This is a genomic window from Citrobacter sp. XT1-2-2 (assembly GCF_023516235.1).
Classification (GTDB): domain Bacteria; phylum Pseudomonadota; class Gammaproteobacteria; order Enterobacterales; family Enterobacteriaceae; genus Citrobacter; species Citrobacter werkmanii.
The window spans coordinates 4,451,614-4,471,189 of record NZ_CP097324.1 but is presented as its reverse complement, the minus strand read 5'-3'; the positions used below and the strand labels follow the sequence as shown (position 1 = coordinate 4,471,189).

The following is a 19,576-nucleotide window of genomic DNA, read 5'->3' as shown; positions in this document are numbered from 1 at the left end:
TGTGCGATTGATGCTTTTTCCCGCAAGCGCGATGCCAGTTTGCGGACGGGCGCACAAATCCTGCGAAAATCGAAGGCTTATACTGAAGACAGCGAAGCGTTGAAAAGATAATTCTGAATAATTGTAACTTGAAGGTAAATAAACTTATACACGCTGGAAACATCAACGAGATAGTCTATAGTCATAGGGCATTAAAATTTGCGCCTGAGGATTGTCGGACCGATTGTGGTACCGCAAAGGCGTAATGCTCAGCAGGAGACAACAATGAAAATTTTCCAACGATACAACCCGCTGCAGGTGGCGAAGTACGTGAAGATCCTGTTTCGTGGACGGTTATATATCAAGGACGTAGGCGCTTTTGAATTTGATAAGGGTAAGATTCTTATCCCAAAAGTGAAGGACAAGCTGCATTTTTCCGTGATGTCCGAAGTTAACCGTCAGGTCTTGCGTCTGCAAACTGAGATGGCTTGATCAAAGTGCTATGCGGTAGTTAAAAAAACGGCTCCAGGACTGGAGCCGTTGATGTTTCTGCAAGGCGCTATGACGCCTTCGCCTCTTCCTTCGCATCCGGCAGTTTCGGTACCAGAACGGTAGGTTTACTGTCCAGACGCGTCACCAGCAGCTGATCGATCTTGTAGTTATCGATATCCACCACTTCAAATTTGTAGCCTGAATATTTCACCGAGTCGGTGCGTTTCGGGATTTTACGCAACATGAACATCATAAAGCCGCCGATGGTCTCATAGTTGCCGGACTGCGGGAATTCGTCGATATCCAGGACGCGCATGACGTCATCAATCGGCGTACCGCCGTCGACTAACCATGAGTTTTCATCACGCGCCACGATCTGCTCTTCGAGGCCCTGACCGACTAAATCGCCCATCAGCGTCGTCATCACATCGTTGAGCGTGATAATCCCCACCACCAATGCATACTCGTTCATGATGACGGCAAAATCTTCGCCTGCGGTTTTGAAGCTTTCCAGCGCTTCAGAGAGCGTCAGCGTATCCGGGACGATCAGCGTATTGCGGATCTGCACGCCGCTGTTCAGCGCCATGCTCTGGTTGGCCAGCACGCGGTTGAGGAGATCCTTTGAATCGACATAGCCAATGATGTGGTCGATATCTTCGTTACACACCAGGAATTTGGAGTGCGGGTGTTCCGCCACTTTGTTCTTCAGGCTCTGCTCGTCTTCGTGAAGATCGAACCAGATAATGTTCTCGCGCGACGTCATTGAAGACGGTACGGTACGGGATTCCAGTTCGAACACATTTTCAATCAGCTCATGTTCCTGCTTGCGCAGAACACCCGCCAGCGCACCGGCTTCGACCACGGCGTAAATGTCGTCTGACGTGATGTCATCTTTACGCACCATCGGGATTTTAAACAGGCGGAAAATGTTATTTGCCAGACCGTTAAAGAACCACACCAGCGGGCGGAAGACCAGCAGACAGAAGCGCATCGGGTTGATGATACGCAAAGCCACAGCTTCTGGCGCAATCATACCGATGCGTTTCGGGGTTAAATCCGCGAACAGGATGAACAGGCCAGTAACCAGTGAGAAGGACAGAATAAAACTTAACTGTTCGGACAGCTCTGGAGCGAAGTACTTTGAGAACAGACTGTAAAACGCCGGGGAAAAGGCCGCATCACCCACGATACCGCCGAGAATGGCGACCGCGTTAAGGCCAATCTGCACCACGGTAAAAAACATGCCGGGGTTTTCCTGCATCTTCAAAACACGCTGTGCGTTTACATTGCCTTCATCGGCAAGCAGTTTAAGTTTGATTTTGCGTGATGCGGCAAGCGAGATCTCGGATATCGAGAAAAACGCACTCACGGCGATCAGGCAGAGAATGACTAAAATACTGTTTAACATATCTTATCCGACCGTTCGGGTCAGATCCTCGGAAGGGAGAAGTTGATAAATCCGTGTGAAATACACATTGAAAACCGGCTCGTGGAAGTGAGCCGGTAAATTCAGAAGCTAGTATAGCGTAAGGTACTGTAACGTCGCCAGAGGGGGAAATTTAACCTTGTGGTGGCAAACACACGCCAATCCCGCCAATTCCACAGTATCCATAAGGGTTTTTGTGCAGATATTGTTGGTGATCGTCTTCGGCATAATAGAACGGGGTTGCCGTACTGATTTCCGTTGTAATGGTCCGCTCGTCGCCAGCGGCGGTCATCGCCGCCTGAAAACGTTCAAGGCTGGCCTGTGCTGCGGCGGTTTGCTCTGGCGTTAAGGGATAAATAGCGGAACGATACTGCGTACCCTGGTCGTTCCCCTGGCGCATACCTTGCGCCGGGTCGTGATTTTCCCAGAACACCTGCAGCAGTTGCTCGTAGCTGATAACATGCGGGTCATAGACGACGCGTACCGCCTCGGCATGCCCGGTATCGCCAGAGCAAACTTCCCGATAGGTCGGGTTAGGGGTATAGCCGCCGGTGTATCCGGCTGCGGTGCTGTACACGCCGGGTAATGACCAGAATAAACGCTCCACGCCCCAGAAACATCCCATGGCGAAAAGGGCGATTTCCATACCGTCGGGCACGTTGGTCATCGAATGTTGGTTAACCGCATGCAGCGTTGCCACTGGCATCGGGGTGTTGCGTCCAGGTAGCGCATCTGCTTGAGTAACGAGATGCTTTCTATCAAATAAACTCATGGCCGTTCTCCCGAAATCAGTCATTTGGGTTAAGGTTGTAACGAGACGCGTCTTTGCCCACAATAAACGGCATGAATACGTCTAGAGTTAAACATAAGAAATATTTGGGTTGCCGTCTGTTTTTCAACTCTTATTGTTGATTTTTTGTTAAGCCGAGGAACGGCATAGTATTTTTTTCCAGGGGTGGGAAAAAAGGATATTCAGGAGAAAATGTGCCACATATCCGTCAGTTATGTTGGGTGGGATTACTGTGCTTAAGTGGCTCCGCCGCCGCCGCGAATGTTCGCTTACAGGTCGAAGGATTATCAGGACCGCTGGAGAAAAACGTCCGTGCGCAGCTGTCCACGATTCAAAGTGATGAAGTCACGCCAGACCGACGCTTTCGTGCGCGCGTTGATGATGCCATCCGCGAAGGGCTAAAAGCGCTGGGCTACTTTGAGCCGACCATCGATTTTGAGCTGCGCCCGCCACCGGCGAAAGGACGCCAGGTGCTGATTGCCAAAGTAACCCCCGGCGAGCCGGTGCTGATTGGCGGCACCGAAGTGATTCTGCGCGGTGGCGCGCGTACGGATAAAGATTACCTGGATCTGCTGAAAACGCGCCCGGCAATCGGCACCGTGTTGAATCAGGGAGACTATGACAACTTCAAAAAATCCCTCACCAGCGTGGCGCTGCGCAAAGGTTATTTCGACAGTGAATTTAATAAAAGCCAGCTTGGAATAGCGCTTGAGCGCCGTCAGGCGTTCTGGGATATCGATTACAACAGCGGCGAACGCTATCGCTTTGGGCATGTCACCTTTGAAGGCTCGCAAATTCGTGATGAGTACCTGCAAAACCTGGTGCCATTTAAAGAAGGTGAAGCGTACGAGTCGAAAGATCTGGGGGAACTGAACCGTCGTCTGTCGGCGACCGGATGGTTTAATTCTGTGGTTGTCGCGCCGGAATTTGATAAAGCCCGCAAAACCAAAGTGCTGCCGCTAAAAGGCGTGGTCTCGCCGCGTACCGAAAACACCATCGAAACCGGGGTTGGTTATTCAACTGACGTCGGGCCACGGGTGAAGACCTCGTGGAAAAAGCCGTGGATGAACTCCTATGGCCACAGCCTGACCACCAGCGCCAGCATCTCTGCGCCAGAGCAGGTCCTTGATTTTAGTTATAAAATGCCGCTGTTAAAGAACCCGCTGGAGCAGTATTACCTGGTGCAGGGCGGCTTTAAGCGTACCGATTTAAACGACACCGAGCAGGACTCCACGACGCTTGCGGTTTCCCGCTACTGGGATCTCTCCAGTGGCTGGCAGCGCGCGATTAACCTGCGCTGGAGCCTCGACCACTTTACGCAGGGTAACGTCACCAATACCACTATGCTGCTCTATCCGGGCGTGATGATTAGCCGGACACGTTCGCGCGGCGGTCTGATGCCCGTCTGGGGCGATTCACAGCGTTATTCCATTGATTACTCCAATACGGCCTGGGGCTCAGACGTTGATTTCTCCGTCTTCCAGGCGCAAAACGTCTGGATCCGCACGCTGTACGACAAGCATCGCTTTGTGATGCGCGGTAACCTCGGCTGGATTGAAACCGGGGACTTCGACAAAGTGCCGCCGGATCTGCGTTTCTTCGCCGGGGGCGATCGCAGTATTCGCGGCTATAAATACAAATCTATTTCGCCTGAAGGCAGCGACGGTAAGCTGAAAGGGGCCTCGAAGCTGGCAACTGGCTCGCTGGAATACCAGTACAACGTGACCGGGAAATGGTGGGGCGCGATGTTTGTCGATAGCGGCGAAGCGGTCAGCGATATCCGCAAAAGCGATTTCAAAACCGGCGCCGGGGTCGGCGTACGCTGGCAATCGCCGGTCGGTCCCATCAAGCTCGACTTTGCCGTTCCTGTCGGCGACAAAGATGAACATGGTTTACAGTTTTACATCGGTCTGGGGCCTGAATTATGAGTTTATGGAAGAAGATAAGCCTCGGCGTGCTGATTTTTATCCTGCTGTTGTTAGGCACGGTGGCGTTTCTTGTCGGCACCACCTCGGGCCTGCACCTGATCTTCAAAGCAGCTGATCGCTGGGTTCCGGGGCTGGAAATTGGTCAGGTCACCGGCGGCTGGCGGGATTTATCGCTCAAAAATATTCGTTATGACCAGCCTGGCGTGGCGGTGAATGCCGGCGAAGTGCATCTGGCCGTCGGGCTGGAGTGTCTTTGGGATAGCAGCCTGTGCGTCAACGATCTGTCGCTGAAAAATATCAACGTGGCGATCGACAGCAAGAAGATGCCGCCTTCAGCACCGGTTGAGGAAGAGGATAGCGGCCCGCTTAACCTTTCCACACCTTATCCGATTACGCTTTCACGCGTGGCGCTAAACAACATCAATATCAAAATCGATGACACCACGGTTTCAGTGCTCGATTTTACCTCCGGCCTGAACTGGCAGGAAAAAACGCTGACCCTGAAGCCAACGTCATTACAGGGCCTGCTGATTGCCCTGCCTAAAGTGGCGGAAGTGGCGCAGGAAGAGGTCGTTGAACCGAAGATTCAAAACCCGCAGCCGGATGAAAAACCGCTCGGCGAAACGCTAAAAGATCTGTTCTCAAAGCCGGTGCTACCGGAAATGACCGATGTCCATCTGCCGCTCAACCTCAATATTGAAGAGTTTCGCGGCGAGCAACTGCGCGTGACCGGGGATACGGATTTAACGGTGCATAACATGCTGCTCAAAGTGAGCAGTATTGACGGCAACATGAAGCTCGACGCGCTGGATATCGACTCTAATCAGGGCACGGTAAACGCCAGCGGTACGGCGCAGCTCACCAACACATGGCCGGTAGATATTACCCTCAACAGCACGCTGAACGTCGATCCATTAAAAGGCGAAAAGGTGAAGCTGAAGGTCGGCGGCGCGCTGCGTGACCAGCTGGAAGTCGGCGTCAATCTGTCTGGCCCGGTTGATATGGACCTGCGTGCGCAAACGCGTCTGGCAGAAGCCGGATTACCGCTCAATCTGGAAGTGGTGAGTAAGCAGGTTTACTGGCCGTTTACCGGCGACAAGCAATTCCAGGCCGATGACATTAAGCTCAAGCTGACCGGCAAAATGACCGACTATACGTTGTCGATGCGTACCGCGGTGAAAGGGCAGGATATTCCTCCGGCTACCATTACGCTGGACGCCAAAGGCAACGAACAGCAGATTAATCTCGACAAACTGAGCATTGCGGCGCTGGAAGGGAAAACCGAACTGAAAGCGCTGGTGGACTGGCAGCAGGCGATCAGCTGGCGCGGGGAGTTAACGCTGGATGGTATCAACACCGCGAAAACAATCCCGGACTGGCCGTCAAAGCTGAATGGTCTGGTGAAAACGCGCGGCAGTCTGTACGGCGGAAGCTGGCAGATGGAGATTCCTGAGCTGAAGCTGACCGGTAACGTGAAGCAGAACAAGGTTAATGTAAACGGCTCGCTGAAGGGGAACAGCTACCTGCAGTGGACGATCCCGGGCCTGCATCTGGAACTGGGGCGCAACAGTGCGGACGTGAAAGGGGAACTGGGGGTTAAGGACCTCAATCTCGACGCGACGATTGATGCCCCGAGCCTGGATAACGCGCTGCCGGGATTAGGTGGCACGGCGAAAGGGCTGGTAAAAGTTCGCGGTACGGTAGAAGCGCCACAGCTGTTGGCGGACATCACCGCCCGCGGCCTGCGTTGGCAGGAGCTTTCCGTTGCTCAGGTTCGCGTCGAAGGCGACGTGAAATCGGCGGAGCAAATCGCCGGTAATCTCAACGTTCGCGTAGAACGGATTGTACAACCTGACGTGAATATCGGCCTGGTGACGCTCGATGCCAAAGGCAGTGAGAAGCAGCATGAGCTACAGCTGCGCATTCAGGGCGAGCCGGTCTCAGGGCAGCTCTCCCTGGCAGGCAGCTTTGATCGCAAAGAGCAGCGCTGGAAAGGGGAATTAAGCAATACCCGTTTCCAGACGCCGGTTGGTCCGTGGGCGCTCAATCGTGCGATCGCGTTGGATTATCGCAATCAGGAACAAAAAATCAGCATTGGACCGCATTGCTGGAACAACCCGAATGCGGAGCTGTGCGTACCACAAACCATTGATGCTGGTGCAGAAGGACGCGCGGTGGTGAATCTCAACCGTTTCGACCTGGCGATGCTGAAACCGTTTATGCCGGATACGACTCAGGCCAGCGGGGTGTTCACCGGCAAAGCCGATGTCAGTTGGGACACGACCAAAGAGGGGCTGCCGCAGGGGCAGGTCACGCTTTCCGGGCGTAACGTGAAGGTCACGCAAAGCGTGAACGATGCGCCGCTGCCTGTGGCATTTGAAACGTTGAATCTGACCGCCGACCTGCACGACAACCGTGCCGAGCTGGGCTGGCTGATTCGCCTGACTAATAACGGGCAGTTTGACGGAAAGGTGCAGGTGACGGATCCACAAGGGCGCCGTAACCTGGGCGGCAACGTCAATATCCGCAACTTCAATCTGGCGATGGTGAACCCTATCTTCTCACGTGGTGAAAAGGCCGCGGGGATGATCAACGCCAACCTGCGTCTGGGCGGCGATGTGCAAAGCCCGCAACTGCTTGGACAACTGCAACTGAGCGGACTGGATATCGACGGTAACTTTATGCCGTTTGACATGCAGCCAAGCCAGTTAGCCGTTAACTTCACCGGAACACGCTCAACGTTGGCGGGTGTGGTGCGTACGCAGCAGGGGGAAATCAACCTGAGCGGCGACGCAGACTGGAGTCAAATAGACAACTGGCGGGCGCGCGTTGCGGCGAAAGGCAGCCGGGTGCGGATCACCGTGCCGCCGATGGTGCGTCTGGATGTCTCGCCGGATGTGGAATTTGAAGCGACACCGAGCCTGTTTACCCTGAACGGCAATGTCGATGTGCCGTGGGCGCGTATCGTGGTCCACGATCTGCCGGAAAGCGCGGTAGGGGTGTCCAGCGATATGGTGATGCTTAATAACGATCTGCAGCCCGAGAAACCACAGACCGCCGGGATCCCGATCAACAGCAACCTGAATATCCACGTCGGTAATAACGTGCGTCTTGATGCCTTTGGTTTGAAAGCGCGTCTGACGGGCGATCTGAAGGTGGTGCAGGATAAACAGGGGCTGGGGCTTAACGGGCAGATTAATATCCCGAGCGGTCGCTTCCATGCCTATGGTCAGGATCTGATTGTGCGTAAGGGCGAGCTGTTATTCTCCGGTCCGCCGGATCAGCCGTTGCTCAATATTGAAGCGATTCGTAACCCGGATGCTACAGAAGATGACGTGATCGCCGGCGTTCGCGTCACGGGCACGGCTGATGAACCGAAAGCGGAGATCTTCTCCGACCCGGCGATGTCGCAGCAAATGGCGCTGTCCTACCTGCTTCGTGGGCAAGGACTGGATAGTGAACAGAGCGACAGCGCGGCGATGACTTCAATGCTTATTGGCCTGGGGGTTGCACAAAGTGGTCAGGTTGTGGGTAAAATCGGGGAGACATTTGGCGTAAGCAATCTGGCACTGGACACGCAAGGGGTGGGTGACTCATCTCAGGTCGTTGTCAGCGGATACGTACTGCCAGGTCTGCAGGTGAAATATGGTGTGGGTATATTTGACTCCTTAGCGACACTCACGCTACGTTATCGTCTGATGCCTAAGCTATATCTGGAAGCAGTGTCTGGCGTAGATCAGGCACTTGATTTGCTCTATCAGTTCGAGTTTTAGCAATGCGAATATTTGTCTATGGCAGTTTACGAACCAAACAAGGCAACAGCCACTGGATGACCAATGCCCTGTTGCTGGGAAATTTCAGTATCGACAACTACCAGTTGTACAGCCTGGGCCACTATCCAGGCGCCGTTCCGGGAAATGGAACAGTACACGGGGAAGTTTATCGTATTGATAACGCCACGCTGGCAGAGCTTGACGCTCTGCGTACCCGTGGTGGTGAATACGCACGCCAGCTAATTCAAACGCCGTACGGAAGTGCATGGATGTACGTGTATCAACGTCCGGTTGATGGCTTAACGCTGATTGAAAGCGGTAACTGGTTAGACAGAGACCAGTACTGATATATACCCGATAAGTAAAACGCGCCACCCTCGGGTGGCGTTGTTTTATGTGCCCGTTGCACTCGCATTTGGGCACAAAAAAGCCCCGACATGCGGGGCTTAGCATCAAAAGTAAGAATTACTTCTTCGCGCGCTCGAAGGAAGCAACGATTTCAGCTTTAGCAGCTTCTGCGTTGTCCCAACCGTCAACTTTCACCCATTTGCCAGCTTCGAGGTCTTTATAATGCTCGAAGAAGTGGGTGATCTGCGCTTTCAGCAGTTCCGGCAGGTCGGACACATCTTTGATGTGATCGTATTCTTTGCTCAGCTTGGTGTGCGGTACCGCAACCAGTTTCGCATCTTCACCGGATTCGTCGGTCATTTTCAGAACGCCAACCGGACGGCAGCGGATCACTGAACCAGGCTCCAGCGGGTACGGAGTCGGGACCAGAACGTCAACCGGATCGCCATCCAGAGACAGAGTGTGGTTGATGTAACCGTAGTTGCACGGATAGAACATCGCGGTGGACATGAAGCGGTCAACGAACAGGGCGCCGCTCTCTTTGTCAACTTCGTATTTGATCGGATCTGCGTTGGCAGGGATCTCGATAACAACGTAGATATCTTCCGGCAGGTCTTTACCGGCAGGGACGTTGAGTAAGCTCATGTCTGTTTCCTTTAAATAAGCTATGGCAAACAAGTGGCGGGTATTATAGCCAACTCGCGCGGAATGTCTCCGCTTGTTTTCGCTTTCTCTGCGTTCATTTTCTTCTTTTTCTCTCTCTCCGGTGACAGAAAAATCCATATCTTCAGCCGCATTTTTCATAGTGATATGAAAGCGATTACAAACTTGTGATTAACGTTTTATTTACTTTTTTGAAGTGTGATGTAACGCAATCCGTTACATGCTCAATTGTCTATAGTTTTTTCGCGACGGTTTATTAACCAACAATAATCACCCTACGAGGACGCACTTATGTGGAAGCGCTTACTTTTAGTCACAGCAGTTTCGGCAGCCATGTCGTCTATGGCAATGGCAGTCCCATTAACCGTAGGATTTTCGCAGGTTGGCTCTGAATCCGGCTGGCGCGCCGCAGAAACCAACGTGGCGAAAAGCGAGGCCGAAAAGCGCGGAATTACGCTGAAAATCGCTGACGGCCAGCAAAAGCAGGAAAACCAGATTAAAGCAGTCCGTTCATTTGTTGCCCAGGGCGTCGATGCCATCTTTATTGCACCGGTCGTGGCAACAGGTTGGGAGCCGGTGTTAAAAGAGGCCAAAGATGCCGACATTCCGGTCTTTTTGCTCGATCGTTCCATCGATGTAAAAGACAAATCTCTCTATATGACTACCGTCACCGCCGATAACGTGCTGGAAGGCAAATTAATCGGCGACTGGCTGATTAAAGAAGTGAACGGCAAGCCGTGTAACGTCGTTGAGCTACAAGGAACCGTTGGCGCCAGCGTGGCGATCGATCGTAAGAAAGGGTTCGCTGAAGCCATCGCTAACGCGCCAAACATCAAAATTATCCGCTCTCAGTCCGGCGACTTCACCCGCAGTAAAGGGAAAGAAGTGATGGAGAGCTTTATTAAAGCGGAAAACAACGGCAAGAACATCTGCATGGTTTACGCCCACAACGATGACATGGCGATCGGCGCTATTCAGGCGATCAAAGAGGCGGGCCTGAAACCAGGCAAAGATATTCTGACGGGGTCAATCGACGGCGTACCGGATATCTACAAAGCGATGATTGATGGTGAAGCCAACGCCAGCGTCGAGCTGACGCCGAATATGGCTGGCCCGGCATTTGACGCGCTGGAGAAATTCAAAAAAGACGGCACGATGCCTGAGAAGCTGACCATTACCAAATCGATCCTCTATCTGCCGGATACCGCGAAAGAAGAGCTAGAGAAGAAGAAAAACATGGGCTACTGAGCCTTCATGAAACTGCCGGGGGCGCTGCGTTTGCCCGGCCTACATTAAGCTCTTTGTAGGCCGGATAAGGCGTTACGCCGCCATCCGGCATTTGTTGCCTGATGGCGCTGCGCTTATCAGGCCTACGAAACGCCGTGACCTCGTACCGGAGGAATGCCATGACCACCGACCAACACCAGGAAATCCTCCGTACAGAGGGCTTAAGCAAATTCTTTCCCGGCGTCAAAGCGCTGGATAACGTGGATTTCAGCCTGCGACGCGGCGAGATCATGGCATTGCTCGGCGAAAACGGGGCGGGGAAATCGACGCTGATCAAAGCGTTGACCGGTGTATATCATGCCGATCGCGGCACGATCTGGCTCGAAGGCCAGCCTGTCTCCCCCAAAAATACCGCCCATGCCCAGCAACTGGGGATTGGTACCGTGTACCAGGAAGTGAACCTGCTGCCCAATATGTCGGTAGCGGATAACTTGTTTATTGGCCGCGAACCGCGGCGCTTTGGCCTGTTGCAGCGCAAACAGATGGAAAAGCGCGCGACGGAACTGATGGCGTCGTACGGTTTTTCCCTTGATGTGCGCGAGCCGCTGAACCGCTTTTCCGTGGCAATGCAGCAGATCGTTGCCATTTGTCGGGCGATCGATCTCTCCGCGAAGGTACTGATCCTCGATGAACCTACCGCCAGCCTCGATACCCAGGAAGTTGAAATGCTGTTCGGCCTGATGCGGCATCTGCGCGATCGCGGCGTCAGTCTGATCTTCGTCACCCACTTCCTCGATCAGGTTTATCAGGTCAGCGATCGCATCACCGTCCTGCGTAACGGCGGCTTTGTGGGCTGCCGTGAAACCCATGCGCTGCCGCAGATCGAACTGGTCAAAATGATGCTGGGCCGCGAACTGGATACCCACGCGTTACAGCGTGCGGGCCGCACGTTGCTGAGCGATAAACCGGTGGCGGCGTTTAGTGATTTTGGTAAGAAAGGCACTATCGCCCCGTTCGATCTGCAAGTGCGTCCCGGTGAGATCGTCGGTCTCGCCGGACTGCTGGGATCCGGGCGAACGGAAACGGCGGAGGTGATCTTCGGCATCAAACCCGCCGACAGCGGCAGCGCACTGATCAAAGGTAAACCGCAGACCTTGCGATCGCCGCATCAGGCTTCGTGCCTGGGGATCGGTTTTTGCCCGGAGGATCGGAAAACGGATGGCATTATTGCCGCCGCCTCGGTGCGGGAAAATATCATTCTGGCGTTGCAGGCGCAGCGCGGTTGGTTGCGCCCCATTCCCCGCAAAGAACAAAACGAGATTGCCGAGCGCTTTATTCGCCAGCTTGGTATTCGCACCCCTAACGCCGAACAGCCGATCGAATTTCTCTCCGGCGGCAATCAGCAAAAAGTCTTGCTGTCGCGCTGGTTACTGACCAAACCGCAGTTTCTGATCCTCGATGAACCCACGCGCGGGATCGACGTCGGCGCGCATGCCGAGATCATCCGCCTGATCGAAACGCTGTGCGCCGATGGTTTGGCCCTGCTGGTTATCTCATCGGAACTGGAAGAACTGGTGGGTTATGCCGATCGGGTCATTATTATGCGCGATCGCAAACAGGTGGCCGAGATCCCACTGGCTGAATTGTCCGTCCCGGCGATCATGAACGCCATTGCGGCCTAAGGAGACTATGGTGATGCCTCAATCTCTCCCTCAATCCAATCCGCCTGAACGACGGTTTCATTGGCCCAAGGGAATGCCACAGCTGGTGGCGCTACTGCTGGTGCTGCTGGTGGACAGTCTGGTCGCGCCGCACTTCTATCAGGTGATTTTGCAGGATGGTCGGCTGTTCGGTAGCCCGATTGATATTCTCAACCGCGCCGCACCCGTGGCGCTGTTGGCGATTGGTATGACGCTGGTGATTGCCACTGGCGGCATTGATCTTTCCGTTGGCGCTGTGATGGCCATTGCCGGGGCGACGACCGCGGCGATGACGGTGGCCGGGCACAGCCTGCCGGTGGTGCTGCTTGCCGCCTTAGGCTCCGGCATTCTGGCGGGATTGTGGAACGGAGTTCTGGTGGCCATCCTCAAGATCCAACCGTTCGTCGCCACGCTGATCCTGATGGTTGCCGGGCGCGGCGTCGCGCAGTTGATCACCTCCGGGCAGATCGTCACCTTCAACTCGCCTGAGCTTTCCTGGCTTGGCAGTGGCTCACTGTTACTGTTCCCCACGCCGGTGATTATTGCGCTACTGACGCTGGTGGTGTTCTGGCTGCTGACGCGGAAAACGGCGCTGGGCATGTTTATTGAAGCGGTGGGTATCAACATTCGCGCGGCGAAAAACGCCGGGGTCAACACCCGCATTATTGTGATGCTTACCTATGTCTTGAGCGGCCTGTGTGCCGCTATCGCCGGGATCATTGTTACCGCGGATATTCGCGGCGCGGATGCGAATAACGCCGGATTATGGCTGGAGCTGGACGCTATTCTGGCGGTGGTCATTGGCGGCGGTTCGCTGATGGGCGGGCGCTTTAACCTGCTGCTGTCGGTGATAGGCGCGTTAATTATTCAGGGGATGAACACCGGGATTTTACTGTCGGGCTTCCAGCCGGAACTGAATCAGGTGGTCAAAGCCGTCGTGGTGTTGTGTGTGCTGGTTGTGCAGTCACAACGCTTTATCAGCCTGATAAAAGGAGTGCGTGGTCATGATAAAACGTAATTTACCGCTGATGATCACCCTCGGCGTGTTTGTGCTGGGCTACCTCTACTGCTTGACGCAATTTCCGGCTTTTGCTTCCACCCGGGTGATTTGCAATATCCTGACCGATAACGCTTTTTTAGGGATTATCGCCGTCGGCATGACCTTCGTGATTCTCTCTGGCGGGATCGACCTTTCCGTTGGCTCGGTGATTGCCTTTACCGGCGTATTTCTGGCAAAGGCGATTGGCTACTGGGGGATTTCTCCGTTACTGGCCTTCCCCCTGATTCTGCTGATGGGCTGTGCGTTTGGCGCGTTTATGGGATTACTGATTGATGCGCTGAAGATCCCGGCGTTTATCATTACCCTGGCGGGAATGTTCTTTTTGCGCGGCGTTAGCTATCTGGTTTCTGAAGAGTCGATCCCGATTAACCATCCGGTTTATGACACGCTCTCCAGTCTGGCATGGAAAATTCCCGGCGGCGGTCGTCTGAGTGCGATGGGTTTGCTGATGCTGGCGGTGGTGGTGATTGGCATCTTCCTGGCGCACCGTACACGGTTTGGCAATCAGGTATATGCGATTGGCGGCAACGCCACCTCTGCTAACCTGATGGGGATCTCCACCCGCAGTACCACCATCCGTATTTATATGTTGTCTACCGGCCTGGCCACGCTTGCCGGCATTGTTTTTTCAATTTACACCCAGGCCGGTTATGCGCTGGCGGGCGTCGGTGTCGAGCTGGATGCGATTGCCTCAGTCGTGATTGGCGGTACGCTGTTGAGCGGCGGAGTGGGTACGGTTTTAGGCACCTTGTTTGGCGTGGCTATTCAGGGCCTGATCCAGACCTACATTAATTTTGACGGCACATTAAGTTCCTGGTGGACCAAGATCGCGATTGGTATTTTATTGTTTATTTTTATTGCCTTACAACGCGGTCTCACGGTGCTTTGGGAAAATCGTCAAAGCTCGCCGGTCAGCCGCGTAAGCACGGCGGCGACACCAAAGTAACGTCCTGATTTTTCAAGAGACATTTAAATACCTAAACTTTTTCCGGTTGTAGTCGATAGGTTCTGTACAGGTCTGTTTTAACCCTACAACCGGAAATATAACAATGCCAAAATCCCTTTCAATTCGATCAAGTTTGTTGGTGTTATTGTCTCTGCTGGCGTTTCTGCTGTTGCTGACCGGCGGGATGGGGCTATACGCCTCTACCCGCATTATTACTTCATTGATTTATCACGGTATTATGAGTGCAGCAATGCTGGCGGCCATCGCCTTGCTGGCGGTTATTTGGTTTATGCTGCGAAATAAGTTTCTCAAACCGCTGGATAACATTGTTGAACAGCTGGAACGTCTGGCGACAGGCGATTTGTCGCCAGTTAGCGCGCCGTCGGCCAGCGCCGAATTCAACCGTCTCAACGCGGCAATGGATGAAATGCGCCATGCGCTGGGCGACTCGGTGCAACGCGTGCGTGACGCCAGCTTGCAAATTGATATCGGTAGCCGTGAACTGACGGCCGGAAACCAGCATCTGGCGCAGCGTACTGAATCGACAGCCACGTCGCTGGAACAGACCGCTGCCAGCATGGAAGAGTTAACGGCGACCGTGAAACAGAATGCGGACAACGCCGAACAGGCGCACCAGTTGGCAAAATCGGTATCGGATACCGCCGATCGCGGCAGCGAGATGGTGTGCTATGTGATCGAGAAAATGCGCGATATTGCCGGCAGTTCCAGTCGTATTGCCGACATCCTTAGCGTGATAGACGGCATCGCATTCCAGACCAATATTCTGGCGCTCAATGCCTCCGTTGAAGCGGCGCGGGCCGGTGAGCAAGGACGGGGTTTTGCGGTTGTCGCAGGTGAAGTACGTAATCTGGCCAGCCGCAGCGCCGAAGCGGCAAAAGAGATCCGCGCGTTAATCAGCGATTCACACACTCACGTCGGTGAAGGGAGCGAGCTGGCGCAACAGGCGGGCGAAACCATGGATGAGATTGCCACTGAGGTGATGCGCATGACTAAGCTGATGCGTGAAATCGCCAGCGCGTCCCAGGAGCAGAGTCGCGGCATAGAGCAGGTGAATATCGCGGTGATTCAGATGGATGAAACGGCGCAGCAAAATGCGGCACTGGTACAGCAGTCTTCAGCGGCTACCCGCTCGTTGGAAGAGCAGTCACATGCGCTGCTGGAAGCGATGGCGGCGTTTAAGCTACAGACAACGTAACCGAACGTAGGCCTGATAATGCGAAGTCGCCATCAGGTAATGTCACTGCATCATGCCGGATGGCCCTTCGCTTATCCGGCCTACAACGTACAGTAGGCCGGGATAGGGTGTTTACGCGTCCGGGAACTCGCGGATAAAGCGTTCTACATCTTCAACCATATGGTCATTGCCCACGAAGAAGGAACGGCGCTGGTGCAGGCTTTCCGGGATGATATCCAGAATACGTTCTTTACCATCGCTGGCTTTGCCGCCCGCCTGCTCGGCCAGGAAGGCCATCGGGTTGCATTCGTACAGCAGACGCAGTTTCCCTTGCGGGTGGCTGGCGGTGCTTGGGTACAGGTAGATCCCGCCCTTCAGCAGATTGCGATGGAAATCCGCAACCAAAGAGCCAATGTAGCGCGAGGTGTACGGGCGCTGGGTTGACTTATCTTCTTCCTGACAGAATTTAATGTACTTCTTCACGCCATTCGGGAATTTGATGTAGTTGCCTTCGTTAATGGAGTACGTGCTGCCTTTTACCGGGAAGCGCATACGTTCCTGGCTGAGGCAGAATACGCCCAGAGAAGGATCGTAGGTAAAGGCGTGTACGCCACAGCCGGTGGTATATACCAGCATGGTGGAAGAACCATAAACCACGTAGCCCGCAGCAACCTGCTTGTTGCCCGGTTGCAGGAAATCCTCTTCCGTGACCGGTGTGCCGACTGGGGTTACGCGGCGGTAAATAGAGAAAATCGTACCGACAGAGACGTTAACATCGATGTTGGATGAGCCATCCAGCGGATCCATTAGCACAACATATTTTGCGTGTTCGCAGCCTTCGAAGACGACGATTTCATCCTCTTCTTCCGAGGCAATGCCCGCCACAATGTCGCGCGCCTTCAGTGCAGCTTTCAGTTTTTCGTTCGCGAACAGATCGAGTTTCTGCTGAACCTCTCCCTGCACGTTCTCAGCACCGCTGGCACCCAGGATATCGACCAGACCGGCCTTGTTGATATCGCGGTGGATGATCTTGGCGCCCAGCTTTATTGCCGACAACAAAGCAGTGAGTTCACCGGTAGCATGAGAAAACTCGTGCTGCTTTTCGACAATAAATTCACCTAACGTTTTCATAACACTTTCCCTGCAATTTATGTGGAGTAAAGCGACCGCAACAATATTAACAAATATTTCCATTGTTGCGCTTAGGTGAATCGCGCCAGCAAACTACGGAATATCCTGAAATGCGTTTCTCACTTGCCGGACATGTGCGTAAAATGGCCCCCAGATTAAAAAAGGATAGTGACGTATGCGCATTCATATTTTGGGAATTTGTGGCACTTTCATGGGCGGTCTGGCGATGCTGGCGCGCTCGCTTGGTCATGAAGTAACCGGTTCGGACGCCAATGTGTATCCGCCGATGAGTACCTTACTTGAGAAGCAAGGCATTGATTTAATTCAGGGTTACGATGCCAGCCAGCTCGACCCGCAGCCGGACCTGGTGATCATCGGCAACGCCATGACCCGTGGTAATCCCTGCGTGGAAGCGGTGCTTGAGAAAAACATTCCATACATGTCCGGCCCGCAATGGCTGCATGACTTTGTGCTGCGCGATCGCTGGGTACTGGCGGTTGCGGGTACGCACGGTAAAACCACCACTGCCGGAATGGCGACCTGGATCCTTGAAGCCTGCGGCTATAAGCCTGGCTTTGTGATCGGCGGCGTACCGGGCAACTTTGAGGTTTCTGCGCGTCTGGGCGAAAGCGACTTCTTCGTGATTGAGGCGGATGAGTACGACTGCGCCTTCTTCGATAAGCGTTCTAAATTTGTGCATTACTGCCCGCGTACGCTGATCCTCAATAACCTTGAGTTCGATCACGCGGACATCTTTGACGATCTGAAAGCTATTCAGAAACAGTTCCATCACCTGGTACGTATCGTGCCGGGCCAGGGACGCATCATCTACCCGGAAAACGACATCAATCTGAAACAGACGATGGCGATGGGCTGCTGGAGCGAACAAGAGCTGGTGGGTGAACAGGGTCACTGGCAGGCGAAAAAGCTGACCACCGATGCATCCGTTTGGGAAGTGTGGCTGGACGGTGAAAAAGTGGGCGAGGTGAAGTGGGGCCTGGTCGGCGAACATAACATGCACAACGGTCTGATGGCGATTGCGGCTGCCCGTCATGTTGGCGTAGCGCCTGCCGACGCGGCGAATGCGCTGGGCTCGTTCATCAACGCCCGTCGTCGTCTTGAACTGCGCGGCGAAGCAAACGGCGTGACGGTGTATGACGATTTTGCTCACCACCCGACGGCGATTCTGGCAACGCTTGCCGCACTGCGCGGTAAAGTGGGCGGCACCGCGCGCATTATCGCGGTACTGGAACCTCGGTCGAACACCATGAAAATGGGCCTGAGCAAAGACGATCTGGCGCCGTCGTTAGGACGCGCGGATGAAGTGTTCCTGCTGCAACCGCCGCATATTCCGTGGCAAGTGGCGGAAGTCGCTGAAGCCTGCGTACAGCCTGCGCACTGGAGCGGCGATGTCGATGCGCTGGCAGATATGGTGGTGAAAACCGCACAGCCAGGCGATCACATCCTGGTGATGAGCAACGGCGGGTTTGGCGGCATTCATCAGAAACTGCTGGATGGCCTGGCGAAGAAAGCTCAGGACTTAACCGCGTATTAAATTACTATGTAGCCAGCCAACTTTGTGGCTGGCAGTTTTATATTGGGCAACTTGCCATTGGAAGCGCACTCCGCTCGCCGTGGGACGTTAAAGCCCTACTGAAAAAGATCATTTGCCGCTCAGTATTGAAAAAGAGTAGACGCATATCCTTAAGGTAATCAGTGTAATACACTAAGAGTGTTCCGCCAGTTGCCGTAAGCGGGACGAAAAGAGCCAGTTCGCAATAACAGATGAAGATTTCGTGATTTATAAACGTCATCTTCTGCCTTTCAACGTTTGCGATGCCGCCTGGCTGCGGGCATCGTCCAGTCATAACAATGCTGATTCTGTTGCATTTATGCGTTCAGATTCAGATTGCTCAGAACCCAGCCCGCCTGCAAATTCTGTACTGAAGATAACCACAGCGCAATTTGAATGTTGTTAACTGTATGGTCAGTTCATTTGTGCTAATATCGTTATTTACGAAATTTTCGTTCTATTAGAGTATTATGCATGTCTAAACATCAAACTCAACTTTCCTTACTGCAGGATGATATCCGCAGTCGCTATGACAGCCTTAGCAAACGTCTTAAACAAGTTGCTCAGTATATTCTGGATAACAGTAATAGCGTTGCTTTTGACACGGTCGCTTCCATTGCGCAGCATGCGGATGTCCCCCCTTCGACGCTGATTCGTTTTGCTAATGCGTTTGGTTTTAGCGGATTTAATGAAATGAAACAGGTATTTCGCCAACACCTGATGGAGGAAACTGTAAGCTATACCGAGCGGGCGCGCCTGTTCAGACAGAAAAATGCGGATGAAGGGGAACCTACCCCGGAAAAGCCGGGTGAAATTCTGAAGCTATTTTCAATGGTGAATGCACAGGTATTACAACAATTACCGGTGCAGATTAAAAATGAGCAGTTGGATGCTGCGGTAAATCTGCTCGCGAAAGCCGAAAATATATATGTGATTGGATTACGTCGTTCGTTTAGCGTGGCCAGTTATTTAACTTACGCATTGCGCCATCTCGAGAGACGGGCATTTTTAATTGACGGTATTGGCGGAATGTTCTCTGAACAGCTGAGTATGGTCAGCCCTGATGATGTTGTTATTGCCATCAGCTACTCGCCTTACGCGCAGGAAGTGGTGGAATTGGTCGAGCTTGGCGCGAAACGGGGTGCGCACCATATTGCGATAACTGATAGTCAGGTCAGCCCGCTGGCAGCGTTCAGTGAAGTCTGTTTTGTGGTACGTGAAGCGCAGGTCGATGGTTTCCGGTCTCAGGTTGCGTCCATGTGTCTGGCGCAGACGTTAGCTGTTTCACTGGCGCTGGCGACGGAGTAAAAAAAAACAAGCCGATGATCGTATTTAGCGATCATCG

The 19,576-nt window shown here is 53.6% G+C and carries 15 protein-coding genes; 11 read left to right on the top strand and 4 right to left on the bottom strand.

What is annotated here, in order from left to right; genetic code table 11:
* Positions 1-264: 264 nt before the first annotated feature.
* On the top strand, positions 265-471 hold the full coding sequence (locus tag M4I31_RS21230; RefSeq protein ID WP_003025710.1) for a DUF1107 domain-containing protein: 207 nt from the start codon (positions 265-267) through the stop codon (positions 469-471).
* A gap of 67 nt (positions 472-538) precedes the next feature.
* On the opposite strand, the gene M4I31_RS21225 is transcribed toward M4I31_RS21230, so the two are convergent.
* Together M4I31_RS21225 and msrA are read right to left on the bottom strand one after the other, a co-directional pair.
* Positions 539-1,879 (bottom strand): hemolysin family protein, encoded by a 1,341-nt coding sequence (locus tag M4I31_RS21225; RefSeq protein ID WP_003025713.1) that lies wholly within the window; start codon positions 1,877-1,879, stop codon positions 539-541.
* Positions 1,880-2,030: 151 nt separating this feature from the next.
* Positions 2,031-2,669, bottom strand: coding sequence for a peptide-methionine (S)-S-oxide reductase MsrA (msrA, locus tag M4I31_RS21220; RefSeq protein WP_032940276.1), 639 nt, complete (start codon positions 2,667-2,669; stop codon positions 2,031-2,033).
* 212 nt (positions 2,670-2,881) lie between these two features.
* Between msrA and tamA the strand changes: the two genes are divergently transcribed.
* Genes tamA through M4I31_RS21205 form a run of 3 tightly spaced genes read left to right on the top strand, consistent with a single transcriptional unit; the run spans position 2,882 to position 8,735 of the window.
* Complete coding sequence (gene tamA / locus M4I31_RS21215) at positions 2,882-4,615, top strand: autotransporter assembly complex protein TamA (protein ID WP_085048456.1); 1,734 nt, start codon at positions 2,882-2,884, stop codon at positions 4,613-4,615.
* On the top strand, positions 4,612-8,388 hold the full coding sequence (tamB, locus tag M4I31_RS21210) for an autotransporter assembly complex protein TamB (protein ID WP_085048455.1): 3,777 nt from the start codon (positions 4,612-4,614) through the stop codon (positions 8,386-8,388). The genes tamA and tamB overlap by 4 nt, the downstream gene beginning before the upstream one ends.
* A 2-nt stretch (positions 8,389-8,390) precedes the next feature.
* A complete protein-coding gene (locus tag M4I31_RS21205) occupies positions 8,391-8,735 on the top strand; it encodes a gamma-glutamylcyclotransferase (protein WP_003025723.1) in 345 nt (114 codons plus the stop codon).
* 118 nt (positions 8,736-8,853) lie between these two features.
* Here M4I31_RS21205 and ppa read toward each other — a convergent pair whose 3' ends face one another.
* Positions 8,854-9,381 carry an inorganic diphosphatase gene (gene ppa, locus M4I31_RS21200; protein WP_038636623.1) on the bottom strand — a complete coding sequence of 176 codons (528 nt, stop codon included), beginning with the start codon at positions 9,379-9,381 and terminating at the stop codon, positions 8,854-8,856.
* A 309-nt stretch (positions 9,382-9,690) separates the two neighbouring features.
* On the opposite strand from ppa, the gene ytfQ reads away from it, so the two are divergent.
* From ytfQ to M4I31_RS21175, 5 genes are all read left to right on the top strand, one after another.
* A complete protein-coding gene (gene ytfQ, locus M4I31_RS21195) occupies positions 9,691-10,647 on the top strand; it encodes a galactofuranose ABC transporter substrate-binding protein YtfQ (protein WP_085048454.1) in 957 nt (318 codons plus the stop codon).
* Between the two features lie 158 nt (positions 10,648-10,805).
* The gene (gene ytfR, locus M4I31_RS21190; protein WP_038636628.1) at positions 10,806-12,308 is read left to right on the top strand and encodes a galactofuranose ABC transporter, ATP-binding protein YtfR; all 1,503 of its coding nucleotides are present in this window, start codon (positions 10,806-10,808) and stop codon (positions 12,306-12,308) included.
* Between the two features lie 13 nt (positions 12,309-12,321).
* Positions 12,322-13,344: a galactofuranose ABC transporter, ATP-binding protein YtfT gene (ytfT, locus tag M4I31_RS21185; protein ID WP_038642975.1), complete on the top strand. Its 1,023-nt coding sequence runs from the start codon at positions 12,322-12,324 to the stop codon at positions 13,342-13,344.
* On the top strand, positions 13,331-14,332 hold the full coding sequence (gene yjfF / locus M4I31_RS21180; RefSeq protein ID WP_085048453.1) for a galactofuranose ABC transporter, permease protein YjfF: 1,002 nt from the start codon (positions 13,331-13,333) through the stop codon (positions 14,330-14,332). The genes ytfT and yjfF overlap by 14 nt, the downstream gene beginning before the upstream one ends.
* 103 nt (positions 14,333-14,435) lie before the next feature.
* On the top strand, positions 14,436-15,548 hold the full coding sequence (locus M4I31_RS21175) for a methyl-accepting chemotaxis protein (protein WP_085048452.1): 1,113 nt from the start codon (positions 14,436-14,438) through the stop codon (positions 15,546-15,548).
* 111 nt (positions 15,549-15,659) lie between these two features.
* Here M4I31_RS21175 and fbp read toward each other — a convergent pair whose 3' ends face one another.
* Entirely contained in the window at positions 15,660-16,658 is a 999-nt protein-coding gene (fbp, locus tag M4I31_RS21170) for a class 1 fructose-bisphosphatase (RefSeq protein WP_032940279.1), read from the bottom strand.
* A 175-nt stretch (positions 16,659-16,833) separates the two neighbouring features.
* Between fbp and mpl the strand changes: the two genes are divergently transcribed.
* On the top strand, positions 16,834-18,213 hold the full coding sequence (gene mpl / locus M4I31_RS21165) for a UDP-N-acetylmuramate:L-alanyl-gamma-D-glutamyl-meso-diaminopimelate ligase (protein WP_085048450.1): 1,380 nt from the start codon (positions 16,834-16,836) through the stop codon (positions 18,211-18,213).
* Between the two features lie 492 nt (positions 18,214-18,705).
* Positions 18,706-19,539, top strand: a complete 834-nt coding sequence (gene iolR, locus M4I31_RS21160; RefSeq protein WP_085048449.1) for a myo-inositol utilization transcriptional regulator IolR — start codon at positions 18,706-18,708, stop codon at positions 19,537-19,539.
* Positions 19,540-19,576 lie beyond the last annotated feature (37 nt).

Coding starts and splice junctions, on each gene's coding strand:
- yjfF (WP_085048453.1), top strand. CDS start 13,331: ATGATAAAACGTAATTTACCGCTGATGATCACCCTCGGCGTGTTTGTG.
- M4I31_RS21175 (WP_085048452.1), top strand. CDS start 14,436: ATGCCAAAATCCCTTTCAATTCGATCAAGTTTGTTGGTGTTATTGTCT.
- ppa (WP_038636623.1), bottom strand. CDS start 9,381: ATGAGCTTACTCAACGTCCCTGCCGGTAAAGACCTGCCGGAAGATATC.
- msrA (WP_032940276.1), bottom strand. CDS start 2,669: ATGAGTTTATTTGATAGAAAGCATCTCGTTACTCAAGCAGATGCGCTA.
- mpl (WP_085048450.1), top strand. CDS start 16,834: ATGCGCATTCATATTTTGGGAATTTGTGGCACTTTCATGGGCGGTCTG.
- tamB (WP_085048455.1), top strand. CDS start 4,612: ATGAGTTTATGGAAGAAGATAAGCCTCGGCGTGCTGATTTTTATCCTG.
- iolR (WP_085048449.1), top strand. CDS start 18,706: ATGTCTAAACATCAAACTCAACTTTCCTTACTGCAGGATGATATCCGC.
- fbp (WP_032940279.1), bottom strand. CDS start 16,658: ATGAAAACGTTAGGTGAATTTATTGTCGAAAAGCAGCACGAGTTTTCT.
- ytfT (WP_038642975.1), top strand. CDS start 12,322: ATGCCTCAATCTCTCCCTCAATCCAATCCGCCTGAACGACGGTTTCAT.
- M4I31_RS21225 (WP_003025713.1), bottom strand. CDS start 1,879: ATGTTAAACAGTATTTTAGTCATTCTCTGCCTGATCGCCGTGAGTGCG.
- M4I31_RS21205 (WP_003025723.1), top strand. CDS start 8,391: ATGCGAATATTTGTCTATGGCAGTTTACGAACCAAACAAGGCAACAGC.
- ytfQ (WP_085048454.1), top strand. CDS start 9,691: ATGTGGAAGCGCTTACTTTTAGTCACAGCAGTTTCGGCAGCCATGTCG.
- M4I31_RS21230 (WP_003025710.1), top strand. CDS start 265: ATGAAAATTTTCCAACGATACAACCCGCTGCAGGTGGCGAAGTACGTG.
- ytfR (WP_038636628.1), top strand. CDS start 10,806: ATGACCACCGACCAACACCAGGAAATCCTCCGTACAGAGGGCTTAAGC.